Source organism: Streptomyces sp. NPDC088747 (assembly GCF_044751025.1).
GTDB lineage: Bacteria > Actinomycetota > Actinomycetes > Streptomycetales > Streptomycetaceae > Streptomyces.
On record NZ_JBIVKZ010000008.1, the window covers coordinates 178131 to 194842 of the forward strand.

The 16712-nt window shown below is 71.1% G+C and carries 14 protein-coding genes and 1 tRNA gene; 3 read left to right on the top strand and 12 right to left on the bottom strand.

The window, feature by feature from the left end:
• Positions 1–57: 57 nt before the first annotated feature.
• Positions 58–2274 carry an MMPL family transporter gene (locus ACIP79_RS20655; RefSeq protein ID WP_401225272.1) on the bottom strand — a complete coding sequence of 739 codons (2217 nt, stop codon included), beginning with the start codon at positions 2272–2274 and terminating at the stop codon, positions 58–60.
• Between the two features lie 143 nt (positions 2275–2417).
• Positions 2418–3005 (bottom strand): TetR/AcrR family transcriptional regulator, encoded by a 588-nt coding sequence (locus tag ACIP79_RS20660; protein ID WP_401225274.1) that lies wholly within the window; start codon positions 3003–3005, stop codon positions 2418–2420.
• A 194-nt stretch (positions 3006–3199) separates the two neighbouring features.
• Here ACIP79_RS20660 and ACIP79_RS20665 point away from each other — a divergent pair, with 194 nt between their 5' ends.
• Entirely contained in the window at positions 3200–6796 is a 3597-nt protein-coding gene (locus tag ACIP79_RS20665) for a S41 family peptidase (RefSeq protein WP_401225277.1), read from the top strand.
• Between the two features lie 138 nt (positions 6797–6934).
• Here ACIP79_RS20665 and ACIP79_RS20670 read toward each other — a convergent pair whose 3' ends face one another.
• From ACIP79_RS20670 to ACIP79_RS20685, 4 genes are all read right to left on the bottom strand, one after another.
• Positions 6935–7198, bottom strand: coding sequence for a hypothetical protein (locus tag ACIP79_RS20670; RefSeq protein ID WP_401225279.1), 264 nt, complete (start codon positions 7196–7198; stop codon positions 6935–6937).
• A gap of 92 nt (positions 7199–7290) precedes the next feature.
• On the bottom strand, positions 7291–8175 hold the full coding sequence (locus ACIP79_RS20675) for an SDR family oxidoreductase (protein ID WP_401225281.1): 885 nt from the start codon (positions 8173–8175) through the stop codon (positions 7291–7293).
• Positions 8172–9089 (bottom strand): alpha/beta fold hydrolase, encoded by a 918-nt coding sequence (locus tag ACIP79_RS20680; protein ID WP_401225284.1) that lies wholly within the window; start codon positions 9087–9089, stop codon positions 8172–8174. Before ACIP79_RS20680 ends, ACIP79_RS20675 begins: the two co-directional genes overlap by 4 nt.
• Positions 9090–9294: 205 nt before the next feature.
• Positions 9295–10827: a flavin-containing monooxygenase gene (locus tag ACIP79_RS20685; RefSeq protein ID WP_401225286.1), complete on the bottom strand. Its 1533-nt coding sequence runs from the start codon at positions 10825–10827 to the stop codon at positions 9295–9297.
• Positions 10828–10981: 154 nt separating this feature from the next.
• On the opposite strand from ACIP79_RS20685, the gene ACIP79_RS20690 reads away from it, so the two are divergent.
• The gene (locus ACIP79_RS20690; protein WP_401225643.1) at positions 10982–11608 is read left to right on the top strand and encodes a MerR family transcriptional regulator; all 627 of its coding nucleotides are present in this window, start codon (positions 10982–10984) and stop codon (positions 11606–11608) included.
• A gap of 78 nt (positions 11609–11686) precedes the next feature.
• Here ACIP79_RS20690 and ACIP79_RS20695 read toward each other — a convergent pair whose 3' ends face one another.
• Positions 11687–12490 carry an exodeoxyribonuclease III gene (locus tag ACIP79_RS20695; protein WP_401225287.1) on the bottom strand — a complete coding sequence of 268 codons (804 nt, stop codon included), beginning with the start codon at positions 12488–12490 and terminating at the stop codon, positions 11687–11689.
• Between the two features lie 83 nt (positions 12491–12573).
• Here ACIP79_RS20695 and ACIP79_RS20700 point away from each other — a divergent pair, with 83 nt between their 5' ends.
• Positions 12574–13053 (top strand): GNAT family N-acetyltransferase, encoded by a 480-nt coding sequence (locus ACIP79_RS20700; RefSeq protein WP_401225289.1) that lies wholly within the window; start codon positions 12574–12576, stop codon positions 13051–13053.
• A gap of 153 nt (positions 13054–13206) precedes the next feature.
• Here the strand turns inward: ACIP79_RS20700 and ACIP79_RS20705 are convergent.
• The 5 genes from ACIP79_RS20705 to moaC all read right to left on the bottom strand — a co-directional run bounded on the left by ACIP79_RS20705 (position 13207) and on the right by moaC (position 16681).
• A tRNA-Ala gene (locus tag ACIP79_RS20705) sits at positions 13207–13280 on the bottom strand.
• Between the two features lie 95 nt (positions 13281–13375).
• The gene (gene glpR, locus ACIP79_RS20710; protein WP_401225291.1) at positions 13376–14692 is read right to left on the bottom strand and encodes a gephyrin-like molybdotransferase receptor GlpR; all 1317 of its coding nucleotides are present in this window, start codon (positions 14690–14692) and stop codon (positions 13376–13378) included.
• Positions 14693–14865: 173 nt separating this feature from the next.
• Complete coding sequence (locus ACIP79_RS20715; protein WP_401225645.1) at positions 14866–15630, bottom strand: GNAT family N-acetyltransferase; 765 nt, start codon at positions 15628–15630, stop codon at positions 14866–14868.
• Positions 15627–16172 (bottom strand): molybdenum cofactor biosynthesis protein B, encoded by a 546-nt coding sequence (locus ACIP79_RS20720; protein ID WP_383678349.1) that lies wholly within the window; start codon positions 16170–16172, stop codon positions 15627–15629. The genes ACIP79_RS20715 and ACIP79_RS20720 overlap by 4 nt, the downstream gene beginning before the upstream one ends.
• Positions 16169–16681: a cyclic pyranopterin monophosphate synthase MoaC gene (gene moaC / locus ACIP79_RS20725; RefSeq protein ID WP_383678348.1), complete on the bottom strand. Its 513-nt coding sequence runs from the start codon at positions 16679–16681 to the stop codon at positions 16169–16171. The genes ACIP79_RS20720 and moaC overlap by 4 nt, the downstream gene beginning before the upstream one ends.
• Positions 16682–16712: the final 31 nt, after the last annotated feature.

A 16712-nucleotide genomic window follows, 5' to 3' on the forward strand; every position in this document is an offset into this window, starting at 1 on the left:
CACAGACCAGGGCGCCCCACGGGAAACGTGGGACGCCCTCTCAGCCGTACGCGAACCTCAGACCCGTACCAGCTCCCGGTCCTCGTCCCCGCCCGTCTTCTCGTCGAGCTTGCGCAGGCCCTCGCCCTCGACGTCGACGTTGGGGAGGGCGCGGTCGAGCCACTTCGGCAGCCACCAGGCCTTCTTGCCCAGCAGCGCCAGGACGGCCGGGACGATCGCCATGCGGACCACGAACGCGTCGAAGAAGACGGCGATCGCGAGGCCGAAGCCGATCATCTTGATCATCGACTCGCTGGAGCTGATGAAGCCGCCGAAGACGGCCATCATGATGATCGCGGCGGCGGCCACGACCCGGGCGCTGTGCCTGAAGCCGGTCACGATGGCCTGGCTCGGCGTCTCGCCGTGGACGTACGCCTCCCGCATCCGGGTCACGAGGAACACCTCGTAGTCCATCGCGAGACCGAAGACCACGCCGACCATGAAGATCGGCATCATCGACATGATCGGGCCGGTCTCCTCGACACCGATCAGGCCCGCGAGCCAGCCCCACTGGAACACCGCGACCACCGCGCCGAGCGCGGCGAGCACGCTGAGCAGGAAGCCGAGGGCCGCCTTCAGCGGGACCAGGATGGAGCGGAAGACCACGATCAGGAGCAGGAAGGCGAGACCGACCACCAGACCCAGATACGGGACCAGCGCGTCGTTGAGCTTCTGCGAGAAGTCGATGTTCATCGCGGTGGTGCCGGTGACCAGCACCTTCGCACCCGACTCGGCCGTCACGTCGGCGCCCTGGTCACGGATGGCGTGCACCAGGTCCTCGGTCTGCGTCGAGGAGGGCTTGGAGTCCGGGATCACGGTGATCGTCGCGGTGTCGCCGGCCTTGTTGAAGGCGGCCGGGGTGACCGTCACGACATCGTCGAGACCCTTGATCCCGTCGGTCACCGTGGTGGCCGCGGCCTTGGGGTCGTCGCTGCTCTTGGCGTCGACCACGATCATCAGGGGGCCGTTGAACCCGGGGCCGAAGCCCTCCGACAGCAGGTCGTACGCACGGCGCTGTGTCGTGGACGTCGGCTGCGAGCCGTCGTCGGGCAGGCCCAGCTCCAGTTGGGTGGCCGGGAGGGCGATCGCGCCCAGACCGACCACGCCGAGCAGCAGCACGGCTGCCGGACGACGGATGACGAAGCTCGCCCAGCGGGTGCCCATGTTGGGCCTGGCCTGCTTGCCGGAGGTGTCGCTCTCGGGCTTCCTGCGCTTCTTCTCGCCCGCGGGGCGGACCTTCTTGCCCGCGTAACCGAGCATCGCCGGGATCATGGTCAGCGCGATGAGGACGGCGACGACGACCGTGCCCGCCGCCGCGAGGCCCATCTTGGTGAGCATCGGGACGCCGACGACCGAGAGGCCCGCCAGGGCGATCACGACCGTGAGGCCGGCGAAGACCACCGCCGAGCCGGCGGTTCCGGTGGCCCGTCCGGCCGCTTCCTCGCGGTCGCGGCCCTCGGCCAGTTCGCTCCGGTAGCGGGAGACGATGAACAGCGCGTAGTCGATGCCGACCGCGAGCCCGATCATCAACGCGAGCGTGGAGGTGGTGTCGCCGAGGTCGAGCGCCTTGGCGAGGGCGGTGATGGTGGAGACACCGATACCGACGCCGATGATCGCCGTCAGCAGCGGCAGTCCGGCCGCGACCAGCGAACCCAGGGTGATCACGAGGACGACCGCGGCGATGGCGAGGCCGATGATCTCACCGACGGCCCCCGCCTCGGACGCGGCCTGAAGCGCGTCGCCTCCGACGTCGACGGTCAGCCCGGTGGCGCGGGCGTCGTCACCGGCCTTCTCCAGGGCGTCCCTGGTCGAGTCGGCCAACTCCATGCCGGGGAGGTCGTACTTCACCGACGTGTAGGCGACCGTGCCGTCCTTACTGACGGCGTTCGTCGTGAACGGGTCGGTGACGGAGACGACTTCGGAGCCGTCGCCCAGTTCGTCGACGGTCTTCGCGACGGTCGCCTTGTTGTCGGCGTCCGTCATCTTCTCGCCCTCAGGCGCCTTGAAGACGATGCGTCCGGTGGCTCCGTCGGCGCTGGCGCCGGGGAAACGCTGCTCCAGCAGGTCGAAGGCCTTCTGCGCCTCGGTGCCGGGTATCGAGAACGAGGTGGTGCCCGCGGCGGGGGCGCTTGCCGCGCCGACGCCCGCGAGGGTGAGCAGCGCGACCCAGATCAGGGCGGCGAAGTGCCGTCGCCTGAAGGCGAGTCGGCCGAGTTTGTAGAGAAACGTAGCCACGAGGGCGTACTCCCGGTCAGGTCGTGGGATGGCAGGGGCTGGTGCGATCACCCGAGTGGGGGCAGCGGGGATCAGCCCGACGACGTGAGCGGCGCGTCAGGGGCAACGAGAAAGGAAAAGGGATTGCGGGGAGGGGCGAGGAATCAGGCGCCGAGGGCAGGGAGGACCACGGCGTCGATGTACGAGGTGAGGTAGGCCTGTGTCGGCGGCAGTTCGTCGATCATGGTCCGGGCGGCGAAACCGCCGATCATCATGTGCACGATGTAGTCCATCGCGGGGTTGTCCGGCCGGATCTCGCCCCGGTCGACGGCACGCTGCAGCACGCGCCGCATGTCCGCCAGTTCCGGTTCGATGATCAACTCCCGGAAGGCGAGCAGGAGATCGGGGTTTCCGTGGATCGCCATGGCCAGACCCCGCATCAGCGCGGAGTTCTGCTCCATCTCGCAGTCGTCACTGTGGGTGACCATCGCGTGGAAGTCGCCCCGCAGCGAGCCGGTGTCGATGTCGGCGTGGCCCCGCTTCTGGTGCCCCATCGCCCTCGCCACCAGCTCGGCCTTGCCACCCCACTGGCGATACAGGGTGGCTTTGCTCGACTTGGTCCGGGCGGCGACGGCGTCCATCGTCAGAGCGTCGTAGCCGACTTCCCGGAGCAGATCGAGCACGGCCGTGTAGAGCTCGGCCTCACGCTCGGGCGTGATCCGACTGCGTCGCACCGTTGCGGCTTCAGCCATCGCACTCACCTTCTCCTGCTCCGACAGACTCGTGGACAGACCTTCCAGACCTTCGTACGACTCTGAACATACCCTGAGAACCAGCGAAACGAAACCGTTTCGTACGTGTCCTGTGTCACGAGTCCTCGGCTCAACCCAGCGACCCGCCCCACGCACGAGTTGCCATGGCCCTCCGAGCGGAAAAGCATAGGGAGGTGAGCGACGAGTACGAGAACGCGACCCCCGGGGCGAGCACCCCCGGATACCTGCGATTCCCGCACCTCAGCGGCGAACTGCTCTGCTTCGCGGCCGAGGACGACCTGTGGGTGGCCCCCCTCGACGCCCCGGGCCGGGCCTGGCGGCTCACCGTGGACCGCACCAAGGTCGGCCACCCCCGCTTCTCCCCCGACGGCCGGCACATCGCCTACACGAGCTGGCGCAGCCTCGTCCCGGAGATCCATCTGGCGCCGGTGGACGGCGGCCCCGGCACCCGGCTCACCTACTGGGGCAGCCCCGACACCCAGGTCTGCGGCTGGTCCCCCGACGGCGACATCCTCGCCGTCGCCTCGCACGGCCAGCCCTTCTCCTACTTCACCTGGGCCTACAGCGTCCCCACCGACGGCGGCCCCGGCGGGCGGCTCCCCTGGGGACCGGTCTCCGACATCGCGGTCGCCGACATCGACGGGGAGCGCCAGACCCTGCTGCTCACCGGCACCCCGCCGCACGAGCCGGCCGCCTGGAAGCGTTACCGGGGCGGCGCGACCGGCCGCCTGTGGCTGCACGGAAGCCGGCTGCTCGCCGACCTCGAAGGGCACCTCGACACCCCCATGTTCGTCGGCGGCCGGATCACCTTCCTCTCCGACCACGAGGGCGTCGGCAACCTCTACTCGTGCGCGTACGACGGCTCCGACCTGCGCCGCCACACCGACCACGACGCCTTCTACGCCCGGCACGCCTCCAGCGACGGCAGCCGGGTCGTCTACCAGTGCGCGGGTGACCTGTGGATCGTCGACGACCTCTCGCCGCGGTCGGTCCCCCGCCGTCTCGACGTGCGCCTGGGCGGTCCGCGGGCCGGACGCCGTACGTACCAGGTGCCGGCCGCCCAGCACGTCGACGGCGTCTCCGTGGACGAGACGGGCCGGGCCAGCGCCGTCGTCGTACGCGGCAGCCTGTACTGGCTCACCCACCGCGACGGTCCCGCCCGCACCATCGCGGACACTCCCGGCGTACGGGTCCGGCTCCCCGAGATGCTCGGCTCCGGCGGCCAGGTCGCCTACGTCACCGACGCGGAGGGCGAGGACGCCGTCGAGATCGCCTACCTCCCCCGCGCGAGCGGCGCACGCGAACCGCGCCGCCTCGCTTCCGGCGCACTGGGCCGCGTACAGGAAATGGTGTCGGACCCACAGGGCGAACGGCTGGCGATCGCGTCGCACGACGGGCGGTTGCTGCTGCTCGATACGCGGGAGGAGGGTGAGGACGGTCGGGAGGAGTCCGGGGGTGTCGGGGACCCCTCCGGGGCGGGGGCCGTGGGCGAACCCGGGACCGGGGCCGAAGGCACCCCCGGAGCCGGGGCCGGGGCCGCGACCGCGGGCGACCCCGGCGCGGAGGCCGAAGCAACCGTCGGCCCGTCCGGAGCCGCGTCCGATGGGGTCACCCGTGGAGTCTCCGGTGGGGTCACCGATGAGGTCACCGATGAGGTCACCGATGAGGTCACCGATGAGGTCACCGATGAGGTCACCGGGGCGGAGGCCGGAGGCGGGTCCGGGAGGGGCGAGGTCATCGAGCTCATCCGGTCGATCAACGGACCGGTGCGGGACCTGGTTTTCTCGCCGGACGGCGCCTGGCTCACCTGGTCGCACCCCGGGATCGGCCGCTCGCTGCGCCAGATCAAGATGGCGCGAATTTCCCCGACGGGGCAAGGAGACAGCCTGATCGTCGACGTCACGAACGGCCGCTTCGAGGACGAGAACCCGGTGTTCACCCGGGACGGGCGCTATCTGGCGTTCCTGTCCTGGCGCGGCTTCGACCCGGTGTACGACGTCCACACCGGGGACCTCTCGTTCCCGCTCGGCTGCCGCCCGTACCTGGTGCCGCTGTCCTCCGCGACCCCCTCCCCCTTCGCGCTCAACCCCGACGGCCGCCCGGTCGCCGGGGGCCTGGACCCGGTCGAGGACGAGTCGGGCGACGGCAGCACGGTCATCGTGGAGACGGAGGGCCTGGAGAGCCGGGTGACGCCGTTCCCGGTCCCCGCCTCCAAGTACTCGGCGCTCTACCCGGTCGCGGGCGGCGGCCTGGTCTGGCTGCGCTGGCCGATCTCGGGCGCGCTCGGCGAGACCTTCGCCAACCCCGACGACACCTCCGGCCGCCCCACCCTGGAGTACTTCAACATCGCCAAGGCGAAGAAGTCCGAACTCGTCGAACATCTCGACTGGTTCGCCGTCAGCGGCGACGGCAGCCGGCTCGTCGTGGTCGACGACGACGACCTGCGCGCCGTCCCCTCCACCGAGTCCGGCGACGGCGACTCCACCGTCTGGATCGACCTGCGCCGCATCCTGCACGAGGTGGACCCGCCCGCCGAGTGGCGCCAGGCGTACGCGGAGGCCGGCCGCGTCATCCGCGCCCACTACTGGGACCCACACATGTGCGGCATCGACTGGGACGCGGTCCTCGCGCAGTACCGCCCGCTGGTCGAACGAGTCGCCTCCCCCGACGAGTTCGCGGACCTGCTCCGGGAGGTGCTCGGCGAACTGGCCACCTCGCACGCGTACGTCGCCGCGGCCCGCCGCAACGAGGGCCCCGCGCACTACCAGCGCCCACAGGGCCTGCTCGGCGCCAACTTCGTGCGCAGGGAGGACAGTTGGATGCTCAAGCGGATCCTCCCCGGCGACTCCTCGGACTCCAAGGCCCGTTCACCGCTCGCCGGCACGGGAATCCGCGAGGGCTCGGTGCTGACCCATGTCGACGGCCGGCCGGTGGACCCGGTCACGGGCCCGTATCCGCTGCTGGCGGGCGCGGGCGGTACGACGGTGGAGCTGACGTTCACCCCGGCGGAGGGCGCGGGACGCTCGCGCCGGGTCGCCGTGGTCCCGCTCATCGACGAGCGGCCGTTGCGCTACCAGGACTGGGTGGCCAAACGCCGGGCCGTCGTACGGGAGTTGAGCGGCGGACACTGCGGCTATCTGCACATCCCCGACATGGGCGGCTCCGGCTGGGCACAGTTCAACCGCGACCTGCGCCTTGAGGTGTCCCGGCCCGCGCTCATCGTCGACGTGCGCGGCAACGCGGGCGGCAACATCAGCGAGCTGGTCATCGAGAAGCTGAACCGCAAGATCCTGGGCTGGGACCTGACCCGCGACGCCCAGCCGGTCTCGTACGCCTCCAACGCCCCGCGCGGTCCGGTGGTCGCGCTGGCGGACGAGGCGACCTCCTCCGACGGCGACATGATCACCGCGGCCTTCAAACTGCTGAAGCTGGGCCCGGTCGTCGGCCAGCGCACCTGGGGCGGAGTCGTCGGCATGACCGGCCGGCACCGCCTCGGCGACGGAACGGTGATCACGGTCCCGATGAACGCCGCCTGGTTCGACGCCTACGGCTGGTCCGTCGAGAACAGGGGTGTCGACCCCGACCTGGAGATCCTCCGTACGCCGCTGGACTGGGCGGAGGGCAGACACGCCCAGCTCGACGACGCGGTCCGACTGGCCCTGGACCTGCTGCGGTTGCGTCCGGCGGCCTCCCCGCCGGACTACTCCGACGTACCGGACCGCACGAGGCCGAAGCTGCCGCCGCGCGAGGAGCTTCCGCCGCGCGGCTGAACACGGGGTCCCCGAAAGCCGACTCCTGGGGTCCGACTCCTGGGGCCCGACTCCGGGGACCGCGAAGCCGAACGCGGAAGCGGGGCACCCTCGTTGAAGAGGGCGCCCCGCTCCGGTCAAGCCGGTGCGGACCTACGATCAGATGTCGTAGTCCTGGTCGAAGCGGTCCTGGGCCTCCTGGCGCGCCCGCTCCGTGTCGGGGCGGCCGGGCTCGCGGTCCTGCTGACCACGCTCACGGTCGGGGCGGCCCGGCTCACGGCCCTGCTGACCACGCTCACGGTCCGGGCGGCCCGGCTCACGCTGCTGCGAGGAAAGCTCGCTCGCCTCGTCCCGGTTCTCGCCCATCTTCTTCTTGGCCTGCTGCTTCATCTCTTCGGCCTTGTCCTGGAACTGGTCCTTCATACCCATGAGTTTTCACTCCCGTTTGTGGGTGAGGTGGTCAAACCTCGACCAGACTTACACGGGGGTACAAAGCACGCATTTCGATCAACTACTCACGGTGAGGTGCCCTGCCGCTCCTGCTCGTCCGCCGCCCCGCCGGCGCCCACCAGCCCGGTGCTCACGCCCTTGAGCCGCGGGTCGAGCCGCCGCATCTCCCGCTGTCCGACCGCCGCGATGATCCCGGGGAGGTAGCCGCGCACGCCCTGCATCCCCCGCAGCCACCACTGCGCGTACACATGGCTGGACCGCCGCTCGATCCCGGCGACGATCCGGTCCACGGCGGGACCCAGCGGATACGTCTTGTTGGCCGGCCACGGCAGCCGCTGCCGCAACTCGCGCATCACGTCGTCCCGGTCGGCCCCGCGCACCATGTCGGTGTCGGTCCAGGACAGGTAACCGACCCCGACCCGCACCCCCTTGTACGCGACCTCGGCGCGCAGGCTGTGCGCGTACGCCTCCACGCCCGACTTGGACGCGGTGTACGCCGTCATCATCGGGGCCGGCGTGATCGCGGCGAGCGAGGCGATCTGGAGCAGATAGCCGCGGCTCTCCAGCAGCACCGGCAGGAACGCGCGGGCCGTCACCGCCGACCCGATGAGGTTGACCTCGATCACCCGCCGCCAGGCCACCGGGTCGGACTCGGCGAAGGGACCGCCGTTGGCCACCCCGGCGTTGGCGACGACGATGTCCACCTTGCCGAACCGCTCCTTCACCTCCTCGGCGACCCGTGCCATCGCCTCGTGGTCGGTGACGTCGGCGTACCAGTACCCGCTCTCGCTGTGCAGCCGCTCCGAGACCTGCTTGAGCTCGTCCGCCTCCAGACCGACGAGCGCGATCCTCGCGCCGCGCGCGGAGAGCTTGCGGGCGAGGAGTTCACCGACACCGCGCGCGGCCCCCGTGACGACCGCGACCTGCCCTTCGAGGCTCACCCTGCTCATGCGCCCTCCTTGATCTGTGCGTAGGTGGTGACCAGTTCGCGTATCCGGGAGGAGACCAGCTCGGGCGCCTCCACCGGTGTCATGTGCCCGAGCCCGGCCAGCTCGGTGATCCCGACACAGTTCGGCAGCGCGGCGACCAGGGAACGGGCGTGCACGGGAGGCGTCATCCGGTCCGCGGTACCGACCACCACGGCGGTGGGCACCGTCAACTGCCGTACGCCCTCGTCGAGATCGAGCACGTCGAGGACCACCGACCAGCCGTGCCGCACCCGCCGCGGACACGCGTGCACGATCCGCGCGCACGCCTCGATCATGACCGGCGACGAACCGGCGCCCAGCGTCGCGTACTTGAGGATCCGCCGGGCGAGCGGGGTGACCGGCCCGAGCGGCGCCCGCGAACCGAGGACCGACTTGGTGAGCCGGGTCCGCAGCCGTCCGGCGGGCATCGGCACCACCAGCGACTCGGCGACCAGCCGCGAACTGCCCGTGCTGCACAGCAGTACGGCCGCCGCGTGCTCCCGGAACCGGGGCCGCGCCGAGGCCGCCATCAGCGTCATCCCGCCCATGGAGTGCCCCGCCAGCACGGCCTTCTCACCCGGCGCGAGGGTGGCCGCGAGCACCGCCTCCAGGTCGTCGGCGAGCGCGTCCGTGCCGCACGCGTCGCTCGCGGGACTGCGCCCGTGCCCGCGCTGGTCGTAGGCGATGACCCGGTGGTCGACGGCCAGATCCCGGATCTGCGCCGCCCAGAAGGCCGTCGAGCAGGTCCAGCCGTGCGCGAGGACGACCGCGGGCGCGCCCTCGGATCCGTGCACCTCGACGTGCAGCCGGGCCCCGTCGGCGGAGACGACGGTCAGTTCCCGCGCCGCGACGGGCGGGGCGTAGGGCCCATGCGCCACGTAAGTCAGTCGACTCATACCCCGGCCCCGCCTTCTCCTCGCCCCGTCCCTCGGCCCATGCTCCGTCCCCCGCCCACTCGTTCACACGCCCCTCGGCCCATGCTCCGGCCCCCGCCCACTCGTTCACACGCCCCTCGGCCCATGCTCCGGCCCCCGCCCACTCGTTCGCACGCCCCTCGACGCATGCCCCCGCCCCCGCCCACTCGTTCGTACGCCCCTCGGCTCACGCTCCGGCCCCCGCCTTCTTCTTCGTACGTCCCTGGTGTGCGGGCTTCTCCGCCGGTGCGCGCAGCACTTCGTACTCCGCCAGGTCGACGCGGCGGGTGGCCTTGCGGAACTCGGTGGTGGTGCCGGGCCAGACGGTCGTGTTGACCCCGTTGGCGTCGAGGTACCAGCTGTCGCAGCCGCCGGTGTTCCAGACCGTGCGCTTCATGCGCTGCTGGACCCCGTCGCTCCAGGCGGTCACGGCGTCGGGGCGCGCCTCAAGGGCCACGCGCCCGCCGAGCACGTCCAACTGCCGTACGTAGTCGGCCAGGTAGTTCAGCTGGGACTCGATCATCAGGATCATGCTGGAGTTCCCGAGGCCCGTGTTGGGTCCGATGATCGTCATCCAGTTGGGGAACCCGGCGACGGTCGCGCCGCGCAGCGACCGCATGCCGCCCTTCCAGGTCTCGGCGAGGGTCCGGCCGTCCGCCCCGACGACCCGCTCGGCGATCGGCATGTCGGTGACGTGGAATCCCGTACCGAAGACGATCGCGTCGACCTCCGCCTCACTGCCGTCGGCCGCGACGAGGGTGGAGCCCCTGATCTCGCTGAGCCCGCCGGTCACCAGGTCCACGTTGGGCTGGGCGAGCGCCGGATAGTAGGCGTTGGACAGCAGGATCCGCTTGCAGCCGATCCGGTAGTCCGGGGTCAGCCGGGCGCGCGTGGCGGGGTCCTTGATCGCCCGCGCGATGTTGCGCTTGGCCAGCCGTTCCACCAGCCCCAGTTCCTCGGGCCGCTTGGTGAACGCCTGGACCTGCAACTCCCTGATTCCCCACAGCAGTCCGCGCCTGGCCCGGGCCGTGACCGGCAGTCGCCGGTGCAGCCACCGCTCGGCGCCGGTGATGGCGCGGTCCACGCGCGGCATCACCCACGGCGGGGTGCGCTGGAAGAGCGTGAGACGCGCGACCTCCGGCTGGATGGCCGGCACGATCTGGATGGCCGAGGCCCCGGTGCCGATCATGGCGACGCGCTTGCCGCGCAGGTCGTAGTCGTGGTCCCAGCGGGCGGAGTGGAAGATCTTGCCGGGGAAGGTGTCGATCCCCGCGATGTCCGGGATCCGGGGATCGGACAGCGGCCCGGTCGCGGAGACGACGAGGTCGGCGGTCAGGAACCCGCTGCTGGTCTCGATGTCCCAGCGCAGCTTCTCCGCGTCCCAGGTCATCAGCTTCACCTCGGAGTTGAACCGGAGGTGCGGCCGCAGCCCGAAGACGTCCGTGACGTGCTCCAGATAAGCCCGGATGTGCTCCTGCCCGGAGAAGGTGCGCGGCCAGTCCGGATGGGGCGCGAACGAGAACGAGTAGAGATGGGACGGTACGTCGCAGGCGCACCCGGGGTAACTGTTGTCCCGCCAGGTGCCGCCCACGCTGTCGGCCCGTTCCAGGACGACGAAGTCGGTGACTCCCTCACGACGGAGCCGTACGGCCGCCCCCAGTCCGCCGAACCCCGACCCGATCACCGCCACCCGCACATGCTCGTGCTCGTGCTCGGTCATCCCGAAGCCTCCCTTGGCGCAAGACTCTGCCAGTGAACACTGGCGCAATGGGGAGACTAGGGCAGGTTCGTACTCGTGGGTAGGGGTCGCGGCAGGGAAAGTTACCGACGGTACGACATAGGGTGCCGACGTGACGGACAAGCGTGAGTACCGGATGGCGGAGCTGGCCGAGGAGGCCGGCATCACCGTGCGCACCCTGCGCTTCTACCGCGAGCGCAAACTGATTCCGCCGCCCCGCCGCGAGGGCCGTATCGCCTGGTACGACGAAACCCACCTGGCCCGCCTGCGCACGATCTCGGCGCTCCTGGAACGCGGCCACACCCTGAACGGCATCGCGGAACTGGCGGAAGCCTTCGACCACGGCCGGGACGTGGGTGAACTGCTGGGCCTCGGCGAGCCGACCGAGGAGACCCCGGTCCGCCTCTCCCCCGAGGAACTGGCCGACGTGTTCGCGGGCCAGGCCACCCCGGAGAACCTCGCCGCCTCACTCGACCTCGGTTACCTCGGCACCGACGGCGGCGAGATCGTCCACATCAGCCGCCGCCTGCTCGACGCCTCGGCGGCCCTGGTCCGCGAGGGCGTCCCGCTCGCGGACGTCCTCTCCTCGGCCCGCCGCGTCCGCGACCACGCCGACGCCCTCGCCGATCTCTTCATCGGCCTGGTCCTCACCGGCGACCGCACCCCGGACGACCTCAAACGCCTGCGCCCGCTGGCGAAGAGCGTGGTGGAGGCGGAACTCTCGATGGCCCTGGACCGACGACTGCGCGACGTACGGCCGTAGCGCGCCGGGGCCGGGCACCGCCACTGGCGCTGGCACCCGCACCCGCTCCTCCGCTCCTCCGCTCCTCCGCTCCTCCGCTCAGAGGTCGTACACCACCGTCACCGGCGCGTGGTCCGACCACCGCTCCCCGTGGGTCGCCGCCCGCTCCACGAACCCCTTGACGGCCTTGCCCGCGAGCCCGGGAGTCGCGACAGCGAGGTCGATCCGCCACCCGGCGTCGTTGTCGAAGGCCCGGCCCCGGTAGGACCACCACGAGTACGGCCCCTCCACATCGGGATGCAGGGCGCGCACGACGTCGACGTACCCGCCCTCGGTGGGGTCGTAGACGCGGCTGAGCCACTCCCGCTCCTCGGGCAGGAACCCGGAGTTCTTCCTGTTGGACTTCCAGTTCCTGAGGTCGGCCTCCTGGTGGGCGATGTTCCAGTCGCCGCAGACCACGACCTCGCGCCCGTCGGCGGCGGCGCGCTCGCGCAGCTCCTTCAGGTAGGCGAGGAACTCCCCCATGAAACGGATCTTCTCGTCCTGCCGCTCGGTGCCGACCTCGCCCGAGGGCAGGTAGAGGCTGGCGACGGTGACGCCGGGCAGATCCACCTCGGCATACCGTCCACTGGCGTCGAACTCCGCGGACCCGAAACCGATCCGCACCCGGTCGGGCTCACGCCGTGTGTAGAGGGACACACCCGCGCGCCCCTTGGCGACGGCGGGCGCGTGCACGACGTGCCAGCCGTCGGGCGCGCGGACCTCGTCGGGCATCTGCTGCGGCTCGGCCCGTACCTCCTGCAGGCACAGCACGTCCGCGGAGGTCTCGGCGAGCCACTCCACGAAGCCCTTCTTCGCGGCCGCCCGGAGCCCGTTCACGTTCACAGAGGTAATAGTCAGCACCCAGGCACGATACTTAATCCGTCCAGCCCGCCCGACACTTGATCCGTCCAGCCCGCCCGACGCATAGAAGTACGATGGTTCGCATGCATATCCGCCCCACCCCCTTCGACCACCCCGACGCGGTCAAGCTCAACGACCAGGTGCAGGCCGAGTACGCGGCACGCTACGGCGACGAGGGCGACGTCACACCGCTCGACGCCTCGATGTTCGAGCCGCCGCTCGGCCACTACCTCATCGCGTACGACGACCTGGACCGTCCGGTGGCCACCGGGGGCTGGCGCGCCCAGGACGAGAACGAAGAGGGCTACACGGACGGCGACGCCGAACTCAAGCGCATGTACGTGATCCCGGAGGCCCGCGGCCTCGGCCTGGCCCGCCGCATCCTGGCCGCGCTGGAAGCGGACGCCCGCACGGCCGGTCGCATCCGCATGGTCCTGGAGACAGGCACCGAACAGCCCGAGGCGATAGCCCTCTACGAGTCGAGCGGCTACACCCCGTGCACCAAGTTCGGCCACTACCGTGACTCCCCCATGAGCCGCTGCTTCGCCAAGCCACTGAACTGAGGCCACCGCCGCAATGCGCTGAGGCCACCACCGCACCGCACACGGGCCCCACCGCACCGCGGCGGGCCCGCCAAACAGAAATCCCGCCCAGTTCAGTGAACTGGGCGGGATTTCAGATCTGCCGACGATCTGACTCGCCAACAGGTCGCAGTGTGGACCTGTGGGGATTTGAACCCCAGACCCCCTCGATGCGAACGAGGTGCGCTACCAGACTGCGCCACAGGCCCTTGCAACGAGTGAAACTCTAGCATCCCCATCAGGGTGCCCGGAAATCCGTAGTTGGCTGGTCAGCCGTCGGCCCGGAGTGCCCGTCGCGGCACGCTCACTCGTTGGCCGCGCGCGGCCGGTCCCCGTCCTCGTACTGGTCGAACAGCGGGGTGCGGCCCCGCTCGCGGGCGCGCTTGGCGGACGCGGCACGACGGGCGTCGCTGCGGCCGTCGTCGGCGCAGTCCGCGCCGTCGGCGCCCCCGTCGTCCTCGCACTCCTCCTCGGCGGCGTGCTCCGCCTTTGGCGCATTCGGCTCGACGGCGCTCGACCGCGCGGAACTCCACGCGTCCGGCGCCCCCAGGTCGACGCTGGAGGTGGCGCGCGGCGCGACCGGCGCGGTCACGTACGTCGGAAGCGGAACCGGCACCGGGTCCCAGCTGTCACCGCGGCCGGGGCCGCGCTGACGCTCACGCTGCTGGTCCACCCACTCCGCGTGGTCGGTCTGCTCGACGAGCGCGCGGCGGTCGGCGGCGAGCGCGGAGAGACCGGTGTCGGTCTCCGGTCCCGGGACGTCGTCCGGGTCGTCGGACGCGGCCTCGGCGGACGGCCGCCGTCGCGGCTGCCGTTCCCGCAGCCGCTGCGCCGCGGCCTCGGCCCGGCGCCGGTCCATCGTGTAGGTGAAGCGCCGCTTCTCCTGGGCCCGCAGGTAGACGATGTACCCGCTGAGCATCCCCGCCGGTACGCCGGGCGCCCACAGGAAGGCGAGCCCTCCGACGGCCGCCACGATCGCACCGAGCGAGAAGGCGAGGAAGAGCATCACCGTCGTACGCCGTCGGCGCGCGAGCACCTTCGTGCGCCGGGCGCGCGCCGCGGCCTCCGCCGAAGCGGCACGCCGCGCGGCAGAAGCCTGCCGCGGCACGGAACCGGTTTGCTGCGAGGCCTGGGCCTGGGACGCTGACCGCGCCTCGGACTTGGGCCTGGCCGACTGCTGCGGTACGGGTCTGGAGGCGGCCGGCGCCGAGTGCGCCGCGCGCGCCGGTTCCTGCGCCGCCGGCTCCGACTCCGGCTGAACCGGAGGCTGCTCCTGGACCCGCTCCCGTACCTGCGGCCGGGACTGGGCCTGCGCGGACGGGCGCTGCTGGGCCGGCGCGGGGGTCGGGGTCGGGGGCATGGCGAAGGACCGGACGTCCACCGAGTCGGTGACGCCGTCCGGAGCGGCGCTGAGCTCCCCCTCTTCGGTGGAGCGCGCCTGCAGGTCCTTGGCGTATCGACGCTCCATGCCCGCCCGTCCGGACAGCAGCCGGATGGCGGTGCTGAAGCGTTCCGTCGGACGGGCTTCGTTCAGCTCGTCCTGCCTACGGAGCCACATCGGCACCAAGTAGGCGGCCCAGGCCCCGACGATGACTGCGTAGATGAGGCCGCTGCTGCTCACGCCTCACACGGTAGAGGGGTTTGCGTGAGGCCATCTGCCAATTGAGTCGGTGTGTCGCACGATCTGGCTGATATTTCGAGCTTTTTTTGTGACCGATGCGATCAGCAGGCCGCCGGGACCGCGAATTTAATGCCCCGAGTCGATCGCCGAGCGATCAATTTCGAACACCTATTTCATTTACCGGCGTTGCCGGGCTTGCTCGGATTCTGTGCGCCGGACTGCCCGGGTCCCACCTGTTCGTGTCCTACCTGTTCGCGTCCCACCTGTTCGCGTCCTACCTGTCCAGGCCTGGTCTGGTCCAACCGTGCCTGTTCGGAGCGAATCCGCTCCGCGCGCGCCCGCTGCCAGCGTCCGAGCAGCCCCTCGGGGACCTCTTCGGCGGTGAGCGCGAAGACGAGGTGGTCCCGCCAGGCGCCGTCGATGTGGAGATAACGGGGGCGGAGCCCTTCCTCGCGGAATCCGAGTTTCTCCACGACCCTGCGACTGGGTCCGTTCTCGGGGCGAATACAGACTTCGATGCGGTGCAGTCCGACGGTGCGGAAGCAGTGGTCGCTCACGAGCGCCACGGCCGTCGGCATCACTCCGCGCCCGGCCACCGACTGGTCGACCCAGTAGCCGATGTGCCCGGAGCACATCGAGCCCCAGGTGATCCCGGCGACGGTCAGCTGCCCGACGAGCCGCCCCTGGTACTCGATCACGAAGGGCAGCATCCGGCCCGCGTTGGCCTCGGCGCGCAGGTGCCGGACCATCTGCCGGTAGGTCGGCCGGTGCGCGATCGGCCCGCTGGGCGTGGGCGGCGGGATGGTCGCCTCCCAGGGTCGCAGCCAGTCCCGGTTGCGGCGGTTGACCTCGCGCCAGGCCCGCTGGTCGCGCACCTTTATCGGCCGGAGGACGACGTCGCCGTCCACCAGCTCGACGGGCCAGGATGGGGTGTTCAGCTCGCACCCCCGCTGCCGCCGGGTCTGGGGTGGTCGCCGCCGCGGATCTGGTCGACGGCGTGCGTCAGCAGGGGTTCCAGTACGGCCAGTCCGTCCTTCACCCCTCCGGTGGAACCGGGCAGGTTGACGACGAGCGTGCCGCCGGCGACTCCGGCGAGTCCCCGGGACAGCGCCGCCGTCGGCACCTTGTCCCTGCCGTACGCCCTGATCGCCTCGGCGATGCCGGGGATCTCGTGGTCGAGGACGGCGCGGGTGGCCTCCGGGGTCCGGTCGGTGGGCGAGATCCCGGTGCCGCCGGTGGTGACGATGACGTCGTACCCGGCTTCGGCACCGGCGCGCAGGGCGTTCTCGACCGGGTCGCCGTCCGGCACGACCCACGGCCCGTCGACGGCGAAGCCGAAGGACGTGAGCCCGGCCACGACGAGGGGGCCGCCCTTGTCCTCGTAGACACCGGCGGCGGCGCGGTTGGAGGCCGTGACGACCAGGGCGCTGTACGGGGCGACGAGGGCGCCGCCGATCGGCGGCTGGGCCTGTGCCGTCATGACCGGCTCCAGTCGCCCGACTTGCCGCCCGTCTTCTCCTCCACGCGTACGTCCGTGATGACCGCTCCCTTGTCGACCGCCTTGACCATGTCGATCACGGTGAGCGCCGCGACGGTGACCGCGGTGAGGGCCTCCATCTCGACGCCCGTGCGGTCCGTGGTCCTCACGGTGGCGAGGATCTCGACGGCGTCGTCCGCGACCGACAGATCAAGCTTGACACCCGACACCGACAACGGGTGGCACAGCGGGATCAGATCCGGGGTGCGTTTGGCTCCCATGATGCCCGCGATGCGCGCGGTCGCGAGGGCGTCGCCCTTGGGGACGCCCTCACCGCGCAGCAGCTCGATCACCCGGGGCGAGACCAGGACGCGGCCGCTGGCGCGGGCGGTGCGCGCGGTGACGGCCTTGTCGGACACGTCGACCATGCGGGCGGCGCCTGCCTCGTCGATGTGCGTGAGGCGGTCCTGTGCAGGGGGTCCGGGGGTCTCCCCCCGGGATGGAACTGTCATGTGCTGCGGCGCTCCCGGTCGGCCTGTTGTG